This window comes from Vicingus serpentipes (assembly GCF_007993035.1).
GTDB classification, from domain to species: domain Bacteria; phylum Bacteroidota; class Bacteroidia; order Flavobacteriales_E; family Vicingaceae; genus Vicingus; species Vicingus serpentipes.
On sequence record NZ_VOOS01000001.1, the window covers coordinates 186,240 to 207,410 of the forward strand.

Sequence of the window (21,171 nt, forward strand, 5' to 3'; positions counted from 1 at the left end):
TTAAAACATAATTACTCTGATTTATCAATATTTTTATTAGCAATATAAAATAAAGTGAAAAATAAAATTAAGAAATAAGCTACAAAAACAATAGTATAGAAATGACTCCATACTTTTATTGTTGATACAACATAAATTACTATAACTGATGAGACAATAGAAATTAAAGTTATAATAACAGCCACTTGTTTTTCAGTAAATCCTAAATATGATAAATGATGCGTTGTATGATCTTTTCCTCCGACAAAAGGTGAATTTCCTTTTCTGGCCCTTTTAATCACAACCGTTGTGGTGTCAATTATTGGAATAATGAAAGATAATATTGGAATTAAAAATTGTCGGGATATCGAAAATTCAGCAGTTGTAATTGGATTCCATAAATAATTTATACTCAAAGCAGCTAATAATACTCCTAAATATTGGCTACCTGTATCTCCCATATACATTTTAGATGGGTTCCAATTAAAATATAAAAAACCAAACAAAGAACCTAGCAAGCCTATTACAACTGTCATTGAAATGGTATCAAATTCATTATTATTCAACATTATAATAAATATTGTAAACGCAATAATTAGTGATACAATTGTAGTTATACCATCCATATTGTCGAGCATATTAATAGAATTCATTAATCCTACAACCCATAAAATAGTTAAAGAATAATTGACAATATCACTCTCAAAAACTTGAATATAAGTACCTGAATAAACTAATAGTACTCCACATAAAATTTGAGTAAATAACTTAAGCATAGGCTTAGTATTATAAGCATCATCCGCTAACCCCATTAAAAAACCTAAAGAAGTAACTCCAATTATACCCGTAAACTGAAAATCAATAGCTTTCCCAGAATATGAAAATATAAAAGGATGAAGTGTAATAGATAAAAGAAATACTATATAAAAGGTAAGTCCTCCTAATGCAGGTTTCACCTGGCTACTCCAACGGATATGAGTTTCTGATTCATTTCTTATTCCTAATGTTTTAACAAACCTTAAGAGAATATGATTTATTAAAAATGAGAACAATATTGCTCCAACAAAAAATAATATATGCTTTATAGGAAAAGGCATGAAATATAGATTAAAATGGAGATTTAAAAGTTGAAAAGACTGGAGCTTCTTTATCTTTTTCAGACAATAAAGGAGTAATATTTCCCCAATCAATATTTAAATCCACATCATTCCACAACAAACTTCCTTCAGATTCTTTATTAAAAAAATTAGTGCATTTGTAGCTAAATATTGTGTTATCTTCTAATGTTAAAAATCCATGAGCAAAGCCTTCTGGTATATAAAACATCAATTTATTGTATTCTGAAATCTCTAATGCAATACTTTTACCATAAGTAGGTGAGTTTTTTCTAATATCTACAGCAACATCTAGCACTCTTCCTTTTATAACTCTTATTAACTTTCCTTGTGCAAAAGGAGGTTTTTGAAAATGCAATCCTCTCAACACTCCTTTTTGGGATAAAGATTGATTGTCTTGAACAAAATTCAAGTCTAATTTATTTTCTTTGAAAACATTTTGATTAAACGATTCAAAAAAATGCCCTCTTTCATCTTCGAAAACTTTAGGCGTAATCAAATAAACTCCTTTTAATTCTAATTCTTTGATTTCCATTAATTACTTTTTTTTCGATTTAAACAACTTATTACTCCATTTATGTTTTTTTGCTTCTGCAACTTCTTCTGCATAATAACCACTTCCTGCCCCATATCCATATGCATAACCATGACCATATCCATAGCCATATCCATATGCAGATCCATAACCATATTTTCCACCGTAAGCATTTGTACCTGTTTCAATACTATTTAGAATAATAGACAATTTATTTATATTGTTATCTAGCACTAATTTATCAACGTTGTTTACAAAATACTTTTTAGAATACTCACTTTTAAATACATATATAGGATAATCAGCTTTTTTAAGCATCTCCATAGCATCAGAAACTAGACCTATTGGGGGGTTATCAATGATTACATAATCATAAGTTTGTTTTAATTCATTTACAACCTCTTCTAATTTTCCACTTATTATTAACTCTGATGGATTTGGAGGTATAGGCCCAGAGGTTATAAAGTGTAAATTCTCTAATTCACTTTGATGAATGCACTCCTCTATTGTTGTTTTATTAATCAATATTGTACTCATTCCAATATTATTCTCAACGGCAAACCCAACATGAATTTTAGGTTTTCTCATATCCAAATCAATTATCACAACTTTTTTACCTGAATAAGCAATTATTCCTGCTAGATTAATAGCACAAAAAGTTTTTCCTTCTCCTGAAATTGTTGAGGTAATGGCTATTGTTTTGTTTGTATCTCCTTCAGATATAAATTGTAAATTAGAACGAAGCACCCTAAAAGATTCTGCAATAATCGATTTGGGATTTTTATTCACGACTAATTGAGAAACTGGAATATCATATTTATATTTTGGTACAACACCTAAAATACCAAATGAAGAGTGAGACTGTCTAACTATATCATCTAATGATGAAATTGTATTTTTAATTATATATTTAATTAGCAACAACACTATACTTAGAAAAACACCTGTTATAAAGCCAAAAGAAATAATTAATATTTTATTTGGTGAAATTGGATTTTTAGGTATACCTGCTTCATCTAAAATTGTATGTTGAGATACAAAACCAGCCTCAGATATAGAATACTCTGTTCTTTTATCCATCAATAATGAAAAAAATTTCTCATCTATTGACAAAACCCTTTGTAATCTAGCATACTCTAGTTCATTAGCTGGTATATTTGTGTAGTGACTTTCAATCTCATCAATTTTCCGAATTAAATCTAATCGTTGATTAGTTAATTTTTTTATTAATGTGTTTATACTTTCAGTTAATAGCTTTTTTTGAACATCTATTTTGTAATTCATTGAATTAATAGCTCCGCTATTATCAGTTACCTCATAAAGCATATTTTCTTTTAATAAGAGTAATCTTTTCAACTCTGTAACTAATGAAGTAATTCCCGAACTATAATCTGTGCCAGCAAGAATTGATAATAATTTATAAACATCAACATTCTTTAACTCTGATTCAATTGAAGAAGAAATTTCAACCAATACATTCTTTTGAAGTTCTATATCTATTAACTGATCTTCTAATTTTGTACTCCTATCAAAATATTTCTGGGTAGCATCTGCCCCTTTAAAATTATTATCTTTTTGAAATTTTTGAATTTTATTTTCAGATAGTTTTAACTTATTATAATACTTATCAAGTTGGATATCAACAAATTCTAAAATTTTCTTTGAACTTTTACTTCTCTCTTCAATATCAAAATCGATATATTCTTCAGCTATAGCTGTTACCATATCTCTAGCTTTTGCAGCATTATAATCTTTAAAAGATATATTAATCGTTTTTGCTGAAATATTAATAGGAAAAACACTTAATTTAGAAATATAATTATTGGCTAAACTGGCATTATCATTTAATTTAAAATAGATTACTGCTCCTATAAAATCAGTTACTTTTTCTTTTAATATCTTTATTTTAAAATCAATTTTATCAATAACAATAAGTTCTCCACTCTTAAAAACCCCTAAAATTTCTTCACCATCCCTTAACTCAAACTGGTTAATATCATTTATTACAACATTAAATGTATGATTAATAATGGACGAATCTTTGATATTAAACTCCACATCTATAGGTGCAGACTTATATAATTCATGCTCTAGCAAAGTTCCTTTATTATAAAAACTAATAGCTAGAGGTAAACGAGAAATAGCTCTTCTAAACAACAGTTTAGATCTTAGTATTTCTATGTCTTTATCTATTGTATTGTTTTCATGAAAATTATCAACATTCAATACTTGATTAGCAGTATTTAACGAACCAACTTGAAAAATTAAATTAGATTGGTATACAGGTATAGTATAACGTAAATACAAATAAGAAGAGAGCAAACAGAATAAAATAATTACAAAAAACCATTTTAAGTGTGATCTTAATAGGTGTAATAAAAGAATAGGATCTGATTCCGTATTAAAAGTGGAATGCTTCCTATTTTTAATAACATCTTGATTGCTATTTATTTGATTATTACTTTCCATTATTGCCTATTAATTAATATAATAAGTGTTAATGTAGTGGTTAATAAACTTAATACTGGAATTACATCTCTTATAATTTCATTAACAGTATTCTTTTGTGGTTCAACATAAACTATATCATTAGCTTGCAAAATAAAACCCGCATCTTTTATTCCATCTATTGTAGAGAAATCAAAATGATATACTTGAGGATCTTTTAAATCTCCACGAACTACTTTAATTTTATGGGCTTTACTTTCCTTTGGCAAACCTCCAACCTGTCCTATAGCTTCAATTATCGTAGTATTTTCATTTTGGAGATTAATAACCACCCCTTTTCCTATTCCAGAAAAAATAGTTACTCTACGGTTTAAAACATTTAATTGAACAAAAGGTTTTTTATAGTAAACAGCATATTGTTCTTGTAAAAAATTCTCAGCTTCTTTAATTTTTTTTCCTTTTAGTTCAACCCTACCAATTATAGGTAGTTTACACATTCCATCCGATTCAACTAAATAATTAGTCATTGAATTTGTATTGTTTGTTCTACCTTCGTTAAGCGATAAAGCTGTTAGATCTATTAAATTAGTCCCATCGTTTGTATATAACTTGAAATCAATAATATCATTACTTGATATGATATAACCAGAAGCTGAATCAGTTGGAATTTCATCAAACTCATATCCTTTTTCAGTTTTCATCATTATACTTGGTACAACATTACAAGATGACAAAAACACGAAAATTGATGCTATAAGTGTTAAATATTTATTTTGAAATTTCATAAGTATATCTTTTGTAATCAGCAAATCTATAAAAACTTGTTGTAATATCCATTTATTTTTTAGTTAACTGTAATAAGTCTCTGTATAATATTTCTATATCTTTTGTTAGTCTTTCATAACTAAATTTTTCTTTAACAAAACCCCATCCTTTCTGACCCATTTTTATCCTATCGTTTTCACTTTCTATTAAACAAGATAGTTTTTGCGTAAAATCGTTTATATCATTCACTTCACTTATATAAGCAGTTTTATTTTCCAATGTTATATTTTTAACCCCTCCTACGTTAGTTGTAACTATAGGCTTATTACTAGCTTGAGCTTCTATTAAACTCACGGGAGTTCCTTCATTAAGTGAGGTTAAAACAACAATATCAAGACCTGCGTTTAACCAATCAATATTTTTAATCCACGAAGTAAATGTTACTGGAACTATTTTTTTATGACCATTCCATTCAGTAAAACCAATATTTGAGTTAGAACAATAAGATTTTATTGCTTCTTTTTCTTCACCATCTCCAACAATAAAAAAACGAACCTTTTTAGTTGTACTCGCCAGAACATTAGCAACAACATCAATAAACATTTTGTGGTTTTTAATAGACACCAACCTGCCTATAATACCAATAGCTACTTCATCTTCTGAAACTTGATATTCATTTCTAAACGAAATTCTTTTTTCATCTATATCTTCTTGAAATCTACTCAAATCAAAACCTAATTGAACAACTTCAATTTTATCTAATTTACATATCTTATGTTCTAATCCTAATTCGTTTTTTTGAATATCACTTATTGCTATTATTTTACTGGATTTTTTAGCTAAATATCGTTCAATATTTTTATAAAAAGTGGTTTTAGCTTTTCCAAAATAAGAATGAAAAACATGACCATGAAAAGTATGTACAATTACCGGAACTTTCATTTTACTTGCAGCTAACCTACCTAAAGTTCCAGCTTTTGAGGCATGAGTATGAACAATATCTGGCTGAAATTCTTTAATAATATCTTTAATTTTTTTATAAGCTATTCTATCATTTTTACGATTAATACTTCGCTGCATCTCAGGGATTATAATCGGTTTTAAGCCTAATTTTTCTAAAATAAATTCCGAGCTTTCTTCTTCTTCGTATTTCTCACCTCCAACTAAAAGTGTTTCAAAATCATCACTTAAATATTTTGTTAAATAAGCCGCATTATAGGTTGGTCCTCCTAAATTAAATCGATTAATAATACGCAGTACTTTTATTTTTTTCTTCTTAGTCATTCATGTATTTTTTCCACCAACTATTAAAAACAATTAATGCCCAAACTGTTGCATGGCTATCTTCCGGATTGCTTGAATAAAGTTTTTGTTTTAATTCATTAATTGCCGACCAATTAAAAACTTCTTGTTCCTCAATAAATTTCAGACTTAACAAATCATTCTCAATTGTATCTCGCAATTCATTCTTAAACCAGTTTAGCAAAGGTACTTCAAACCCATGTTTAGGTCGGTTATAAACTTCTTCAGGTAAATCTTCTTTAAATGCATCTTGAAGAATTTTTTTCTTCATATCTGCATTTATCTTAAATGCTCGAGGCAAGTTAAAAGCAAAATTCACAATACGATGATCTAAAAAAGGAACTCTTACTTCTAAGCTATTCGCCATACTCATTCCATCCACTTTTCTGAGCATATCATTTACAAGAACCATTTTCATATCAGTATAAAGTACATCATTCAAATCGCCATCTTTTCTGATAAATTTTAACAACTCATCTTTTCTTTTTTTATACTCATGAGCTGTATCACTTAATCGTTGTGGATTAAAAACCAACTCTTCATTCAATAAATAATTGGCTTTCTCTTCATTTAAAATAGATGCCCATTGCCAATACCTTTCTTTATTCGTCAAGTTTGCTCCTAGGCTAAACTTATACAATTGACGATTAATATTAAATAGCTTTGAATTTCTAGACTTAGGGAGCTTATTCCAAATTGGAAAACCAGCCTTAACAATCGACTCTTTTATTCCTGGATGACGAGATTTGAAGTCAGCCATATGTTTATTGTAACCCGAGAACATTTCATCTGCACCATCACCCGAAAGTGCAACCGTTACATGTTTTTTAGTGTACTTACTTAATAAATAAACAGCTATAGCTGATGAATCAGCAAAAGGTTCGTCAATATAATCTAAAATATCATTTAAATTTTCATATAATTCATCATTTGTTAATGATATAATATGATGATTACTTCCAATTTTTTTTGCTACAGCATTAGCATAATTAGTCTCATCAAAAAAAGGCTCATCTTTATACCCAATAGAAAAAGTGGACAAATCGTTTTTATGACGTTTTGCTAACAAACTTATAATAGATGAATCAACACCTCCACTTAAAAAAGTACCTACTGGCACATCAGCAACTAATCTTTTTTGAACCGAATCATCTAATAATCCAACAAGCATTTCTTTAGACTTATCGTAATTCAATGCTGTCTTCTGTATTGTCTCTTTGTCGTTATAAGGTATTTCATAATATTGAGACTCTACAATCTCATCTATGCAATTAATATTATTGATTTTAATAAAATGACCAGGAGCCAATTTATTTACTTTCGTTAAAATTGACTTATTAGTAGGTATGTAATTAAATTGCAAGTAGTTAAACAAACTAACTTGATCTATAGTTTTGTCTATCTTAAATTTAAAAATTGCTTTTAATTCAGATGAAAAAATAAAATCTGCTCCATCATAATAATACAATAAAGGCTTTATCCCCATTCTATCACGGGCAATAAATAAACTACCTTCATATTTATCATAAACTGAAAAAGCAAAAAAGCCGTTTAGCTTTTCTAAACAATCTTCCTTGTACTTTATATACAAATAGAGTAAAACTTCTGTATCTGAATTAGTTATAAAAGAAAAACCATCTTCCAACAATTCTTCTTTTAGTTCTTTATAATTATATATCTCACCATTAAAAATTAGGGCATATCTATTTTCATTATCAGTAAAAGGTTGATTTGCTCCTTTAGTAGTATCTATAATAGATAAACGTGCATGACCTAATGCAATTTGTTCAAAACCTACTGTTTGTTGGTTATCAGGACCTCTTTTAGCTAATGCATTTGTAGCCAGTTTAATTTGAGTTAACTGCTCTTTATTTTTAGATATGATTCCAACTATTCCACACATACTTTACAAATACGTAAAACCTCTTACAATGGTTAACAAGTTTAAACAAAAAATCCCACTCCAAAGAGTGGGATTTTTAATAATTATATAAAGTCTGATTACATATGAATCACTTCATCGTAAGCTGCAGCTGCAGCTTCCATTATAGCCTCACTCATAGTTGGATGAGGGTGTACAGTTTTAATTAATTCGTGTCCAGTTGTTTCTAATTTACGAACAGCAACTAATTCTGCAACCATTTCAGTTACATTAGCACCAATTAAATGCCCACCTAATAATTCACCATATTTAGCATCAAAAATAAGTTTAACAAACCCATCTTTATGTCCTGCTGCACTTGCTTTACCAGATGCAGAAAATGGGAATTTACCAACTTTAATATCATGTCCTGCTTCTTTAGCAGCTTTTTCAGTCATACCTACAGAAGCAACTTCAGGAGAACAATAAGTACAACCTGGAATATTTCCATAATCTAATGGTTCAACATGAACTCCTGCAATTTTCTCTACACAAATAATTCCTTCTGCGGAAGCTACGTGAGCTAAAGCTGGTCCTTTTGTTACATCACCAATAGCATAATAACCAGGTATATTAGTTTGGTAGTAATCGTTTGTAATAATAATATCTTTATCAGTAGCAATTCCTACTTCTTCTAAACCAATATTTTCTATATTACGTTTAATTCCAACAGCAGAAAGAACAACATCACATTCGATAATTTCTTCTCCTTTTTTAGTTTTAATTTTCACCTTACAACCAGCCCCTGCAGTATCAACACTTTCAACAGCTGAGTTCGTCATAACTTTAATTCCTGACTTTTTGAAAGAACGCTCTAATTGTTTAGAAACATCTTCATCCTCAACAGGAACTATATTAGGCATATATTCAACAATAGTTACTTCTACCCCCATTGTATTGTAGAAATAAGCAAATTCAACACCGATGGCACCAGAACCTACAACAACCATTTTCTTAGGTAATTTAGGTAAAACTAATGCTTCTCTATATCCAATAATTTTTTTACCATCTTGTGGTAAATTTGGTAATTCTCTTGAACGAGCTCCAGTAGAAATTATAATATTACTTGCAGCATATTCAGTTACTTTTCCTTTATCATCAGTAACATCTACTTTTTTACCAGCCTTTACCTTTGCTGTACCAATAATAACATCAATTTTATTTTTTTTCATTAAAAATTGAATCCCATTACTCATACCTGCAGCAACATCTCTACTTCTTTTAACTATAGCAGGGAAATCAGCATCAGCACTTTTTACTGTAATACCATAGTCAGCAGCATGGTTTATATATTCAAAAACATTTGCACTTTTTAATAAGGCTTTTGTTGGAATACATCCCCAGTTTAAACATATACCACCCAATTCTGCTTTTTCAACAATTGCAGTTTTTAAACCTAACTGTGAAGCTCTAATGGCAGCAACATAACCTCCAGGTCCACTACCTACTACTATAACATCGTAACTCATATCTAAAATTTTAATTTTTTATTGCTTATTAATAGAATGCGAATTTAATAAAAGTTGATTAAGTAATTAAATGATTACTCGATTAAGTTCAATAAGAAATTTATCTTTGATTTCTTTTAAAATTACAAACATGAAATATATTGTTTCTTACAAAAAACCAAATAACCATTATATTGATATTGAATTTATTATTGACAAAGTAGATTCTGATAAAATTAAAGTGCAATTACCTGCATGGCGTCCAGGAAGATATGAGTTAGGAAATTTTGCCAAAAATGTTCAAAAATGGGAAGCTTTTAATTATAAAGGTGACAGATTATCTTCAAAAAAAATAACTAAAGATTTATGGGAAGTTGAAACAAATGGTACCTCGGAAGTTCATATTAAATATAATTATTTTGCCAACGAAATTAATGCTGGTTCATCTTATTTAGATGACAAACAACTTTATATTAATGGTGTTAACTGTTTTTTATATTTACCAAACAGACAAAATGAAGGCTGTGAATTAGAACTGAAAATACCTTCAACTTATAAAGTGGCAACTGGATTAACTCAAACATCAAAACACAACTTTAAAGCAAAAGATTTTCATGAACTAGTTGATTCTCCTTTTATAGCGAGTAACAACCTTCAGCATTTTAGTTTTGATGAAAGTAATGTGAAATTTCATTTATGGTTTAATGGAGAATGTAAACCAGATTGGAATAAACTTGAAACTGATTTTAGAAAATTTATAAAAAATCAAATCGAAGCTTTTGGAGGTTTTCCTGTTAATGAATATCATTTCCTTTTCCAAATTCTAACCTATAGAACTTATCATGGTGTTGAGCATAGCAATTCAACTGTAATTAGCCTTGGTCCATCTTATGACATTATGAGAACTGAAGGATGGTATAATGAATTACTAGGAGTAAGTTCTCATGAGCTTTACCATACTTGGAATGTAAAACAAATTAGACCAACTGAAATGCTACCTTATGATTACAGCAAAGAGAATTATACTGTAATGGGCTATTTAGACGAAGGTGTGACAACTTATTATGGCGATAAATTTTTATTAACCTCAGGAGTATTTGACTGGGAACTATATGCAAAAACTTTTAATCAGTTGCTTGATAGACACTTTAATAATTTTGGAGTTAATAACTACTCAGTAGCTCAATCTTCTTTTGATACATGGTTAGATGGCTACGTAAAAGGTGCTCCTGGAAGAAAAGGTTCAATTTATACGGAGGGTGCTTTAGTAGCTTTTATGACAGATATTTTTATTTTAAAAAACACCCAAAATAAAAAATCATTGAATACTGTAATGAAAACTTTATTTGAAGATTTTGCTAAAAAAGGACTTGGAGTTGGTGATGAAGATTACAAAAAAGTAATTGAAGAAGTTTCTGGAACTTCTTATGAAGATATCTACAACAATTACATACATGGAAATAAAGATTATACCAATCTTTTAAAAGACGCACTTAATTACATAGGCTGTGAACTCTCGGTAGAGTTAAGCAAAAAACATAATGAAGCCTACTTAGGCTTTAAAGTACGTTATGAAAACGGGAGCTGTTTAATTGATAATATTTGTCATAACTCTTTAGCGGAACAAAAAGGGCTAGCTATAAATGATGAAATAATTGCTATTAATGGTGTTAAAATAAACAATGACTTAGAGCTATGGAGCAATTATTTTATTAATGAAGAGATTGGACTTTCTATAAAACGAGAATTAAGCACTATTACCAAAATCTCATTTATTCCGAATGAAAAATCAGTTGGTTTTTCTGATTATAAAATAATAAAATTAAAAGAAAACGATAATTATACACATTGGAAAACTGTTTAATTTAAACCAAAAGGCTTATTATTATTAATAAATTTGATTTTCGACGACTATTAAAAAACAATAGATTGTTAATAACATTGTATCGATAAAACTTGCTTTACTTTATTTTAATTTTTAGTTTAGTTACATCTAACAAATTAATTATTAATTAAATTAAAAAAAAATGACAGAAGAATCTACTCAAGTAACAAGTGAAGCTGGAAAAAGACCAGTTTTTCTTACAGTAATTTGTATCTTATCATTTATTGCAGCTGGATTTGCAATTATTGGATACGTTACTGCTTTAACAGTAATGGGAGCTGCAGGTGCAGCGATGAGTGCTATGGAAGGCATGGAAGGTATGGAGGGCATGGAAGCTCTAACTTCAGCTGCCCCAAGTGCAGGTATGACATGGGCATACATTATCGTTGGTTTCTTAACTACTCTAGTTTCTCTATTTGGAGTTATTAAAATGTGGAAATTAAACAAACAAGGTTTTATGCTTTATGCTGGAGCTAGTGTTGTTTCTATGATTATGGGAATCATTTACAGTGGATTCGGAGTTATGGGATTAATCGTTCCTGTAGCATTCATCGTGATGTATTACTTGAATTTAAAACACATGCATTAAGAAATTTATTTTTCTATTAAAAAGGCTGTTTAATTAACAGCCTTTTTTTATATATTTACCACATGGAAAATCAAAATTTAAACACTCAGCAAGCCTTACCTAACTCAACAGCAGTGTTGGTTTTAGGAATTTTATCTATTGTATTTTGTTTCTGCTATGGTATAATAGGGACTATACTTGGAATAATAGGTATTGTTATGGCTAGTAAATCCAATAAGATATACCTTGCATCTCCAGAAAGCTATAGCGAAAGCTCATATAAAAATATGAAAGCAGGAAGAGTTTGTGCTATTATTGGAACATGCTTATCTGGTTTATATCTTTTAATCATGCTAATTTACATAGCATTTGTGGGTACCCTACTTACATCTATGCCTTGGGAGCAAATGTTAAATCAATAGTATTGATGTATAATATAAAAAAAAAGGAGCTATAAATTATTTGCTTCTAACTCATTAATTTTCCATTAATAATAACTTGCTCTATTTGGTTATGTCCAAAATAATAAGGTAAGTGAGCTATTGAACTTATTTCTTCTGTAATAAAAATATTTGCTTTTTTTCCAACAGTTATGCTGCCATGAGTTTTTTCTAAACCCATTGCATAAGCTGCATTTATTGTAGCTGCATTTATTGCTTGCTCAGGAGTCAACTTCATATAAATACAAGCTAGTGATAATACAAAACTCATGTTACCAGATGGAGTTGAACCCGGATTAAAATCGGTAGCTAAAGCAATAGGCAATCCTTTTTCAATTAATTGTTTTGCAGGAGCATAAGGAATATTCAAAAAGAATGAACAAGAAGGCAACAATGTTGGCATTACCTCAGATTTTGATAAATCACTAATATCTTGGTCAGTCATTACTTCTAAATGATCAACAGATAAAGCATTATTTTTTATTCCTACCTGTATACCTCCTATTGATGTAAATTGATTCACATGAATTTTAGGAATTAAACCAATCTTGATTCCAGCCTCTAATATTTCATTTGTTTCTTCTGGAGTATAATAATTCGTTTCACAAAAAGTATCTATAAAATCTGCCAAATGTTCTTTTTCAATTATTGGCAGCATTTCATTAATAATTAAATCAATATAACCTCTCCTATTTTCTTTAAATTCAGCAGGAATAGCGTGAGCGCCTAAGAAATTAGCCTTAATAGTAATTTCACAACTCTCTTTTAATCGCTTAATAACTCTTAACATTTTTAACTCAGCATCTAAACTTAAACCATACCCACTTTTTATTTCAACAGCACCAGTACCAGTTAATTGTATTTCTTTAATACGTTTTAAAGCTCCTTTATACAATTCTTCTTCCGATGCATTTTGTAGTTTTTTAGCTGAATTTAAAATTCCACCACCTTTAGCAGCAATTTCTTGATAGGTCAACCCCTTAATTCTATCTACAAATTCTTCCTCACGAGTTTTAGCAAAAACAATATGCGTATGCGAATCGCACCAAGCAGGAAAAACCATTTTACCTGAAGCATCAATTATTTCCAAATCATTCCAATCTGTAATTTCAGGAAAATCAATCATATCACCAAACCCGATAATAGTATCATCTTCAATTGCCAACCAAGCACTTTTTATTGTTGAAAGATTAGCCATCTCATCGCCAGAAAACTTTATTACATTCGCATCAAGAACCTGAACTAGTTCCTTAATATTTTTAATTAAAATTTTACTCATATTCCAAAAGTACAAGATTCTAGTATATTTCTTAATTATTTGTACTTTGAATAGTTAATTAATTTTCGACCCTTTTTATTGTCCCGTTTAGCTTAAGATTAGTTACTTTGTAAGATTATGGCAGGAAATACATTTGGAACTCTTTTTAAGCTAACAACCTTTGGCGAATCTCATGGGATTGCTCTTGGTGGTGTTATAGATGGTTGTCCAGCAGGATTAGTTATTGATGAAGCATTTATTCAAAGTGAATTAGACAAAAGAAAACCTGGTCAATCAAGAATTACAACTCAACGAAAAGAAGCTGATAAAGTTGAATTCTTGTCTGGCATTTTTGAAGGAAAAACTACTGGTACACCAATAGGTTTTACCATTTATAATACCAACGAAAAATCAAAAGACTACGATCATATTAAAGATAGTTTTAGACCTTCACATGCCGATTTTACTTATGAAGCAAAATATGGACATAGAGATTATAGAGGTGGTGGTAGAAGCTCTGCAAGAGAAACAGCAAGTAGAGTTGTTGGCGGAGCAATAGCTAAACTAATATTAAAGCATTACAACATTAATATTAATGCTTATGTTACTCAAGCGGGTAAGCTCAAATTAGATAACCCTTATACTTTTTATAATTTAGAAGATACTTATAATAATCCTGCTCGTTGCCCAGATGAAAAAATGGCGCAACAAATGTTTGATTACATAGATGAGATTAGGAAAGAAGGTGATACTATTGGAGGAATAACAACGTGTGTGGTAAAAGGATGCCCTATTGGATTAGGTTCTCCAGTTTTTGATAGATTAGAAGCGGATTTAGCAAAAGCGATGCTAAGCATAAATGCAACAAAAGGTTTTGAAATTGGCTCTGGTTTTAATGGTGTTAATCTAAAAGGCTCTGAGCATAACGATGAATTTTATACAGAAGGAGATTTTATTAAAACCAAAACAAACAACTCTGGTGGGGTTCAAGGTGGAATAAGTAACGGAGAAGATATTTACTTTAACGTAGCATTTAAACCTGTTGCTACTATTATGAAGCCTCAAAATTCTATCGACAAAAACGGAAAGAATGTTATTGTAAACGGTAAAGGTCGCCATGACCCTTGTGTTTTACCTAGAGCAATAGCTATTGTTGAAGCAATGGCTGCAATGGTAATTTTAGACCATCTATTAATTAATAAAACCACAACACTTTAAAGCATATGAAAAATCTAGCATTACATTGGAAAATTTTGATAGGAATGTTGTTAGGTGTTGCTTTTGCGCTGCTAATGGTTCAGTTTAGCTGGGGAAGTGATTTTATAAAAGATTGGATAAAACCTTTTGGTAAAATGTTTATTAATGCATTAAAATTAATAGCAGTTCCATTAATCTTAGCTTCATTAATCAAAGGTGTTTCTGATTTAAAAGATATTTCAAAACTTTCTAAAATGGGTGGTAAAACTATTGCTACCTACATCGTAACTACTGTTTTTGCTGTTTCTATTGGTTTAGTTGTTGTTAATGTAATTAAACCAGGAAAAAGTATAAGTGAAGAAACTCGAGCAGAATTATTAGAAAACTACAAAGAAGATGCTTCAAAAAGTAAAGAAGCTGCATTAAAACAAAAAGATAGTGGTCCTTTACAAGCTTTACAAGATTTGATTCCTGACAACATTATTTCTGCTGCAGGCAACAACAGAAACATGTTACAAATAATTGTATTTGCAGTGTTTTTTGGAATTGGGTTAATCCTAATCCCTGCTGATAAATCAAAACCTGTTAAAGATTTCTTTGATGGATTTAACGAAGTAATCCTTAAATTAATAGACCTAATAATGCTTGCTGCTCCAGTTGGAGTCTTTGCTTTATTAGCAACTCTTGTTGCTGAATCTCCGAGTTTAGATTTATTTCAAGCCTTATTATGGTATGCATTTTCAGTTGTTTTAGGTTTAGCTATAATGATTGGTTTCTATGTTTTAATAGTTAAAATTTTCACTAAAAAATCGCCAAGTTTCTTTTTTAAAGGAATTTCACCTGCACAACTTCTTGCATTTTCAACTAGTTCTAGTGCTGCAACATTGCCTGTAACTATGGAAAGAGTTGAAGAGCATTTAGGTGTTGAAGAAGAAGTTGCCAGTTTTGTTTTACCTATTGGAGCTACAATTAATATGGATGGTACAAGTTTATACCAAGCTGTTGCAGCTGTTTTTATTGCTCAAACTTTTGGTATGGATTTAAGTTTGGGTGCACAATTAGGTATTATTGTTACTGCAACATTAGCATCAATTGGTTCTGCTGCAGTTCCTGGTGCTGGAATGGTGATGTTGGTTATTGTACTTGGTCAAGCAGGTATTCCAGAAGCTGGTTTAGCGTTAATTTTTGCGATAGATAGACCTTTAGACATGTGTAGAACAACAGTAAATGTAACCGGAGATGCTGCTGTATCTATGATTATTGCTAATTCATTTGGAAAACTAAGAGAACCAATCGTTAAAAATTGGGACGACAACTATCCTAAAAAATAAATTCATTCTAAGCATTTTTCAACATTCTATAATCATTTAAATTTAACTCAAAATAGAGTAATATTTCTTCTATCTTTTTGTTACTTTTATTCGTTTAAAAATATCTAGTAAAACATTAGACAAAACCTTTTTAATTCTCAAACAACCATGAAAAAAATTCTTAAAATTTTCGGCTACACATTTTTAGTTTTAATTCTTTTAATTATTGCTCTTCCTTTTATGTTTAAAGGAAAAATAGTTGAAATGGTAAAAGAAGAAACTAATGCCATGTTAAATGCTAAAGTTGATTTTGGTGAATTTGATATGGGTTTAATTAGCACTTTCCCAAATTTTAATTTTGAAATCGAAAATGTAAAAGTAGAGGGAGTTGATAAATTTGAAGGTGTAATGTTAGCAGACATAAAGAATCTTTCGTTAAAAGTAGATTTAATGAGTGTTATAAGTGGTGATGAGATAAATATTAAATCGATTCACATAACTGAGCCTAGAATTATTGCTATGGTTTTAGCTGATACTACTGCAAACTGGGACATTGTTAAAGCAACAGGAGAAGTTGTTGAGGAAGAAGTTACCGAAGAAAGTGCTTCTGCATTTAAGTTAGGTTTAAAAGATGTAACCATAACTAATGGTTATGTGTTATACAAAGATGAAACCATGGATTTATTCACCGAAATTAAAGGTTTAAACTTTAATATGAATGGTGATATGACTGCTGATGTAACTAACTTAAATACTCATACTACAATAGATGAATTTAATTTAGGAATGGAAGGTATTGATTACATGAAAAAAGCAATAATAGTTGCTGATGCTGACCTTGAAGCTGATTTATTAAACTCTAAATACACTTTTAAAGAAAATGAATTTAAAATAAATGAATTGATTTTAGGAATGGATGGTTGGTTAGCAATGCCAGCAGATGATATTGATATGGAATTGACTTTTGGAGCTAAAAAAACAGCCTTTAAAAACATTTTATCTTTAGTACCTGTAGTCTATATGACTGATTTTGCTTCTGTTAAAACAGATGGTAAACTAGCGTTAGATGGACATGCAAAAGGAACTTACTCAGAAACTAAGATGCCTGCTTTTGGATTAAACTTAGTTGTAGAAAAAGCAATGTTTAAATATCCTGACTTACCTAAATCTGTAAACAATATTAATATTGATTTACATGTTACCAATCCTGATGGTGATTTAGATCATACTATAGTAGATTTGAAAACTTTCCACATGGAAATGGCAGGAAACCCAATTGATGCAAATCTTTATGTAAAAACTCCTATTTCTGATGCAGATATTAAAGCTGGCTTAAAAGCTGACTTTAGCTTAGCAAGTCTTCAAGATGTAATGCCTTTAGAAGGTGATCAATTAGAAGGTGATATAAAATCAGACTTGAGTGTTGCTGGTAAAATGTCTGCTATTGAGCAAGAACGTTACCAAGACTTTCATGCAGAAGGTAGCTTTAGTATTGCTAATATGAATTACAAAAGCGATTCACTTCCTTATGATGTTTACTTAAACATCTTAACACTTAATTTTTCTCCTCAATTTGTTGAATTGGCTCAATTTGATTCTAAAATTGGGAAAACCGATATTCAAGCAAATGGTAGAATTGATAATATTATTTCTTACGTATTTAGTGATGATGAGGAATTAACTGGAACATTTAATGTAAACTCTACTCTACTAGATTTAAATGAGTTTATGAGTGAGGAAGAAGTAGCTTCAACAGAAGAAAGCACTTCAGTAGAAGAAGAGCCATTAGCAGTTGTCGAAGTTCCAAAAAACATCAACTTTACTTTAAAATCAACCTTTAAGAAAGTTATTTATGATAACATCGAAATTGATGATATGAATGGTTTATTGACTGTTAAAAATCAGAAAGTATCAATGGATAATTTAGACATGAAATTATTGGATGGCGCTATGATTATGGATGGTTATTATGAAACTACAAACCCAGTCGAACCAAGTTTTAAATTTGATATGGATATTAAAGATTTTGATGTGGAAAAAGTAGCTACTACATTTAATTCCATTACCGAAATGGCTCCAATTGTAAAAAATTGTAAAGGTAAATTTGGAACTAAATTGGCAATTAATGGTGTTTTCAATGAGCAAATGGAACCAAACTTAAATACCTTAAATGGTAACGGGAACATGAAAACCAAAAACATGCAAGTAGTAGATTTTAAAGCTATGAACAAACTTGCAGATGCTCTTAAAAATGAAAAACTTAGAAAAATAGACATTAACGATGTAAACATTTCTTACCAAATTAAAGACGGTAGAGTTTATACTGATCCTTTTGATGTTAAAATGGGAAATACAAAAGGAAAAATGTCAGGTTCTAGTGGTATAGACCAAACCATAGACTATAAAATGGCTCTTAAAATACCAAGTAAAGATTTAGGAGTAAGTGCCGCAATGGACAAAATGAATGCTCAAGCTTCAGGTCTTGGTTTAGATTTAAAAGCTGCCGAAACTGTTGATGTAGATGTATTAATTGGCGGAACATTTACTGAACCAAAAATTTCTACGAGTTTAAAAGGCATGGCTAACTCTATGGTTGACAATGTAAAAGAGCAAATAAAAGAAAAAATAAATGAAGAAGTTGACAAAGCAAAAGATAAAGCAATTGAAGAAGCTAAAAAACAGGCACAGAATTTGAAGGATGAAGCTAAAAAACAAGCTGATAAAATAAGATCTGAAGGTAAAAAAGCTGCAGATGATATTAGAGCTAAAGCAAATGCCGAAGCAGATAAATTGAAAAATAAAGGAGGCAATTTCATTGAGAAAAAAGCAAATGAGATTGCTGCTAAAAAATTAGCTGAAGAAGGTGAAAAACAAGCTCAAAAAGTAGAAGCTGAAGCAAATAAAAAAGCAAACGACGTTGAAGCTAAAGCACAACAAGAAGCAGATAAGTTAGTTGCTGATTCGGAAGCAAAGATTAAAAAATAATTAATTATAGCGTGAAGAAGATATTTTTTGGTTTAATATTATTATACATTTTTTCTGGTGCAAATGCACAAGAAGAATTATGTCCTGAACCGAAGAAAAAAGCAGTAAAATTTTATGAAGCTGCTCAAAAAGCATCTTACAAAGAAAGCTATGGTTTACTTATTGAAGCAATTAAAATTGATCCTAATTACGTAGAAGCTTATGATGAATTAGCTGCTATTAACGAACGTAAAATAGCCACAGCTAAAGCTGGTAAAGAAGCTTTTAACTATAGAAATAGAGCTCTAGATTATTATAATAAGATTATAGAAATCTGTCCTTCTTATCGAGGATTTTATGCTTCTATGAAAATGGGGGATTACTACTATAGCACGAAAGATTATGGTAGAGCAAAACCATACTATCAAACCATTTTAAGTTCGCCAAATGCATTTAAAGATGATGAAAGAAAAGCTTATGATAGAGTTGCTAACATTGATGCTTATTTCAAATTGTTAAAAGATACTGTTCCTTTTAACCCTCAAAAAGTTGTTGGTCCATCTACAGGTAAAGATGAATATTTACCAATGCTTTCTCCTGACAATAAGTACTTATTTTTTACTCGTAAAATACCAAACGAATTGAAAGGAGCTTTTGATGCTGGTGAAAAAGAGTTATTTATAAAAAGTAGGCAAATTGCAAAAGATAAATTTAGTAGTGGTATACCAATGCCAGAACCTTTTAATTTAGGTCAATTTCAAGGCGGTGTTAGTGTTTCAGTAAATAATAAATTATTGTTTATTACTGTTGTAGATGTTATTCCATATAGAGGAAGTAACCCTGCAGGTAGAGGACAAATGTTTGACAATGCTGATATTTTTTATTCAGAGTTTAAAGACGGCGTTTGGACTAAACTCCAATCTGTCGGTAGCCATATAAACACCCCAACTACATGGGAAGCACAACCTTCTATTTCTTCTGATAATAAAACACTTTATTTTACAAGAGTAATTGATCCTTTTGCTCCTGATATGGATATTTATAAATGCGAAAGGTTACCTAATGGCTCTTGGGGAGAACCAGAAAAATTAGGACCAAATATCAATACTACTAATGGTGATGAGAAGTCACCTTTTATGCACTCAGATAGTTACACACTTTACTTCTCTTCTACCGGACATATTGGATTGGGTGGTTACGATATTTTTTATTCGAAAATGGATCCGAAAACTGGAGAATTTCAACGCCCTACAAATATTGGCTATCCCATTAATACAGAAAAAGATGAGCATGGTTTCATTGTAAACAGAGATGGTGATAAAGCCTATTTTGGTTCATCTGACTCAGAAAATGAAAACGACCTAAACATTTATTCATTTGACTTATATGAAGCTGCTAGGCCTGAAAAAGTAATGTTTGTAGGTGGACAAATGATTAACAATAAAGGTGAAGTACCAGAAGGTGCAGAAGTAAAGCTTAAAAACACTAAAACTAATAGAGAGGTTGATGCAGTAATTGACCAAGAAACTGGTGATTACGTTGCCGTAATGACCGTTGATGAAGGAGAAGATATTATGTTGACTGCTAAGAAAAAAGGATTTGCTTTTACCTCACAGTTAATTAGCTCTGAAGAAATTGTTATTGGTAAACCAATAAAAACAGAAACTATAGAAATTAAACCAATTGAAGTTGGTGAAACTTATAAAATAAACGACATTAATTTTGCTACCAACTCCTTTGAGTTAAATAATAGAATTATTTTAGTTTTAAATGAATTCTTAGCCTTTTTAAAAGAAAATCCAACAGTTAAAGTTGCCATACAAGGGCATACCGATAATGTTGGTGACCCAAAAGAGAATATGGCTTTATCTGAGAATCGTGCGAAAGCGGTTTACAATTATTTGGTTATTGAAGACATTGATCCTGCTCGTTTATCTTATAAAGGTTTTGGTGAAACCAAACCAATTGCTAGCAACAAAACTGAAGATGGACGTTTAAAAAACAGACGTACTGAGTTTGTTATTATTGGGAAGTAG

At 30.1% G+C, this 21,171-nt stretch carries 15 protein-coding genes; 7 read left to right on the forward strand and 8 right to left on the reverse strand.

Features of this window, described 5'->3' with window-relative positions; all coding sequences use genetic code 11:
- Positions 1–11: 11 nt before the first annotated feature.
- The 7 genes from FRY74_RS00795 to lpdA all read right to left on the reverse strand — a co-directional run bounded on the left by FRY74_RS00795 (position 12) and on the right by lpdA (position 9,534).
- Positions 12–1,076 (reverse strand): MraY family glycosyltransferase, encoded by a 1,065-nt coding sequence (locus FRY74_RS00795; protein WP_147097671.1) that lies wholly within the window; start codon positions 1,074–1,076, stop codon positions 12–14.
- A gap of 10 nt (positions 1,077–1,086) precedes the next feature.
- Entirely contained in the window at positions 1,087–1,629 is a 543-nt protein-coding gene (gene rfbC / locus FRY74_RS00800; RefSeq protein WP_147097673.1) for a dTDP-4-dehydrorhamnose 3,5-epimerase, read from the reverse strand.
- 3 nt (positions 1,630–1,632) lie between these two features.
- Entirely contained in the window at positions 1,633–4,098 is a 2,466-nt protein-coding gene (locus tag FRY74_RS00805; protein ID WP_147097675.1) for an exopolysaccharide transport family protein, read from the reverse strand.
- A complete protein-coding gene (locus tag FRY74_RS00810; RefSeq protein WP_147097677.1) occupies positions 4,098–4,862 on the reverse strand; it encodes a polysaccharide biosynthesis/export family protein in 765 nt (254 codons plus the stop codon). The genes FRY74_RS00805 and FRY74_RS00810 overlap by 1 nt, the downstream gene beginning before the upstream one ends.
- Before the next feature lie 52 nt (positions 4,863–4,914).
- On the reverse strand, positions 4,915–6,126 hold the full coding sequence (locus FRY74_RS00815) for a glycosyltransferase (RefSeq protein ID WP_147097678.1): 1,212 nt from the start codon (positions 6,124–6,126) through the stop codon (positions 4,915–4,917).
- Complete coding sequence (gene asnB, locus FRY74_RS00820; RefSeq protein ID WP_147097680.1) at positions 6,119–8,047, reverse strand: asparagine synthase (glutamine-hydrolyzing); 1,929 nt, start codon at positions 8,045–8,047, stop codon at positions 6,119–6,121. Before asnB ends, FRY74_RS00815 begins: the two co-directional genes overlap by 8 nt.
- 98 nt (positions 8,048–8,145) lie before the next feature.
- Entirely contained in the window at positions 8,146–9,534 is a 1,389-nt protein-coding gene (gene lpdA, locus FRY74_RS00825) for a dihydrolipoyl dehydrogenase (protein WP_147097682.1), read from the reverse strand.
- Between the two features lie 130 nt (positions 9,535–9,664).
- Here lpdA and FRY74_RS00830 point away from each other — a divergent pair, with 130 nt between their 5' ends.
- The 3 genes from FRY74_RS00830 (at position 9,665) to FRY74_RS00840 (ending at position 12,388) form a co-directional block, all read left to right on the forward strand.
- Positions 9,665–11,377 carry a M61 family metallopeptidase gene (locus FRY74_RS00830; protein ID WP_170227910.1) on the forward strand — a complete coding sequence of 571 codons (1,713 nt, stop codon included), beginning with the start codon at positions 9,665–9,667 and terminating at the stop codon, positions 11,375–11,377.
- Positions 11,378–11,540: 163 nt separating this feature from the next.
- On the forward strand, positions 11,541–11,987 hold the full coding sequence (locus FRY74_RS00835) for a hypothetical protein (RefSeq protein ID WP_147097686.1): 447 nt from the start codon (positions 11,541–11,543) through the stop codon (positions 11,985–11,987).
- Positions 11,988–12,049: 62 nt separating this feature from the next.
- Entirely contained in the window at positions 12,050–12,388 is a 339-nt protein-coding gene (locus FRY74_RS00840) for a CCC motif membrane protein (protein WP_189765236.1), read from the forward strand.
- A 46-nt stretch (positions 12,389–12,434) separates the two neighbouring features.
- Here the strand turns inward: FRY74_RS00840 and hutI are convergent, their stop codons facing one another.
- Entirely contained in the window at positions 12,435–13,685 is a 1,251-nt protein-coding gene (gene hutI / locus FRY74_RS00845; protein ID WP_147097688.1) for an imidazolonepropionase, read from the reverse strand.
- Between the two features lie 117 nt (positions 13,686–13,802).
- On the opposite strand from hutI, the gene aroC reads away from it, so the two are divergent.
- From aroC to FRY74_RS00865, 4 genes are all read left to right on the forward strand, one after another.
- Positions 13,803–14,882: a chorismate synthase gene (gene aroC, locus FRY74_RS00850; protein WP_147097690.1), complete on the forward strand. Its 1,080-nt coding sequence runs from the start codon at positions 13,803–13,805 to the stop codon at positions 14,880–14,882.
- Between the two features lie 5 nt (positions 14,883–14,887).
- Positions 14,888–16,192: a dicarboxylate/amino acid:cation symporter gene (locus FRY74_RS00855; protein WP_147097692.1), complete on the forward strand. Its 1,305-nt coding sequence runs from the start codon at positions 14,888–14,890 to the stop codon at positions 16,190–16,192.
- Between the two features lie 147 nt (positions 16,193–16,339).
- A complete protein-coding gene (locus tag FRY74_RS00860) occupies positions 16,340–19,156 on the forward strand; it encodes an AsmA-like C-terminal region-containing protein (protein ID WP_147097694.1) in 2,817 nt (938 codons plus the stop codon).
- An 11-nt stretch (positions 19,157–19,167) separates the two neighbouring features.
- A complete protein-coding gene (locus FRY74_RS00865; RefSeq protein ID WP_147097696.1) occupies positions 19,168–21,171 on the forward strand; it encodes an OmpA family protein in 2,004 nt (667 codons plus the stop codon).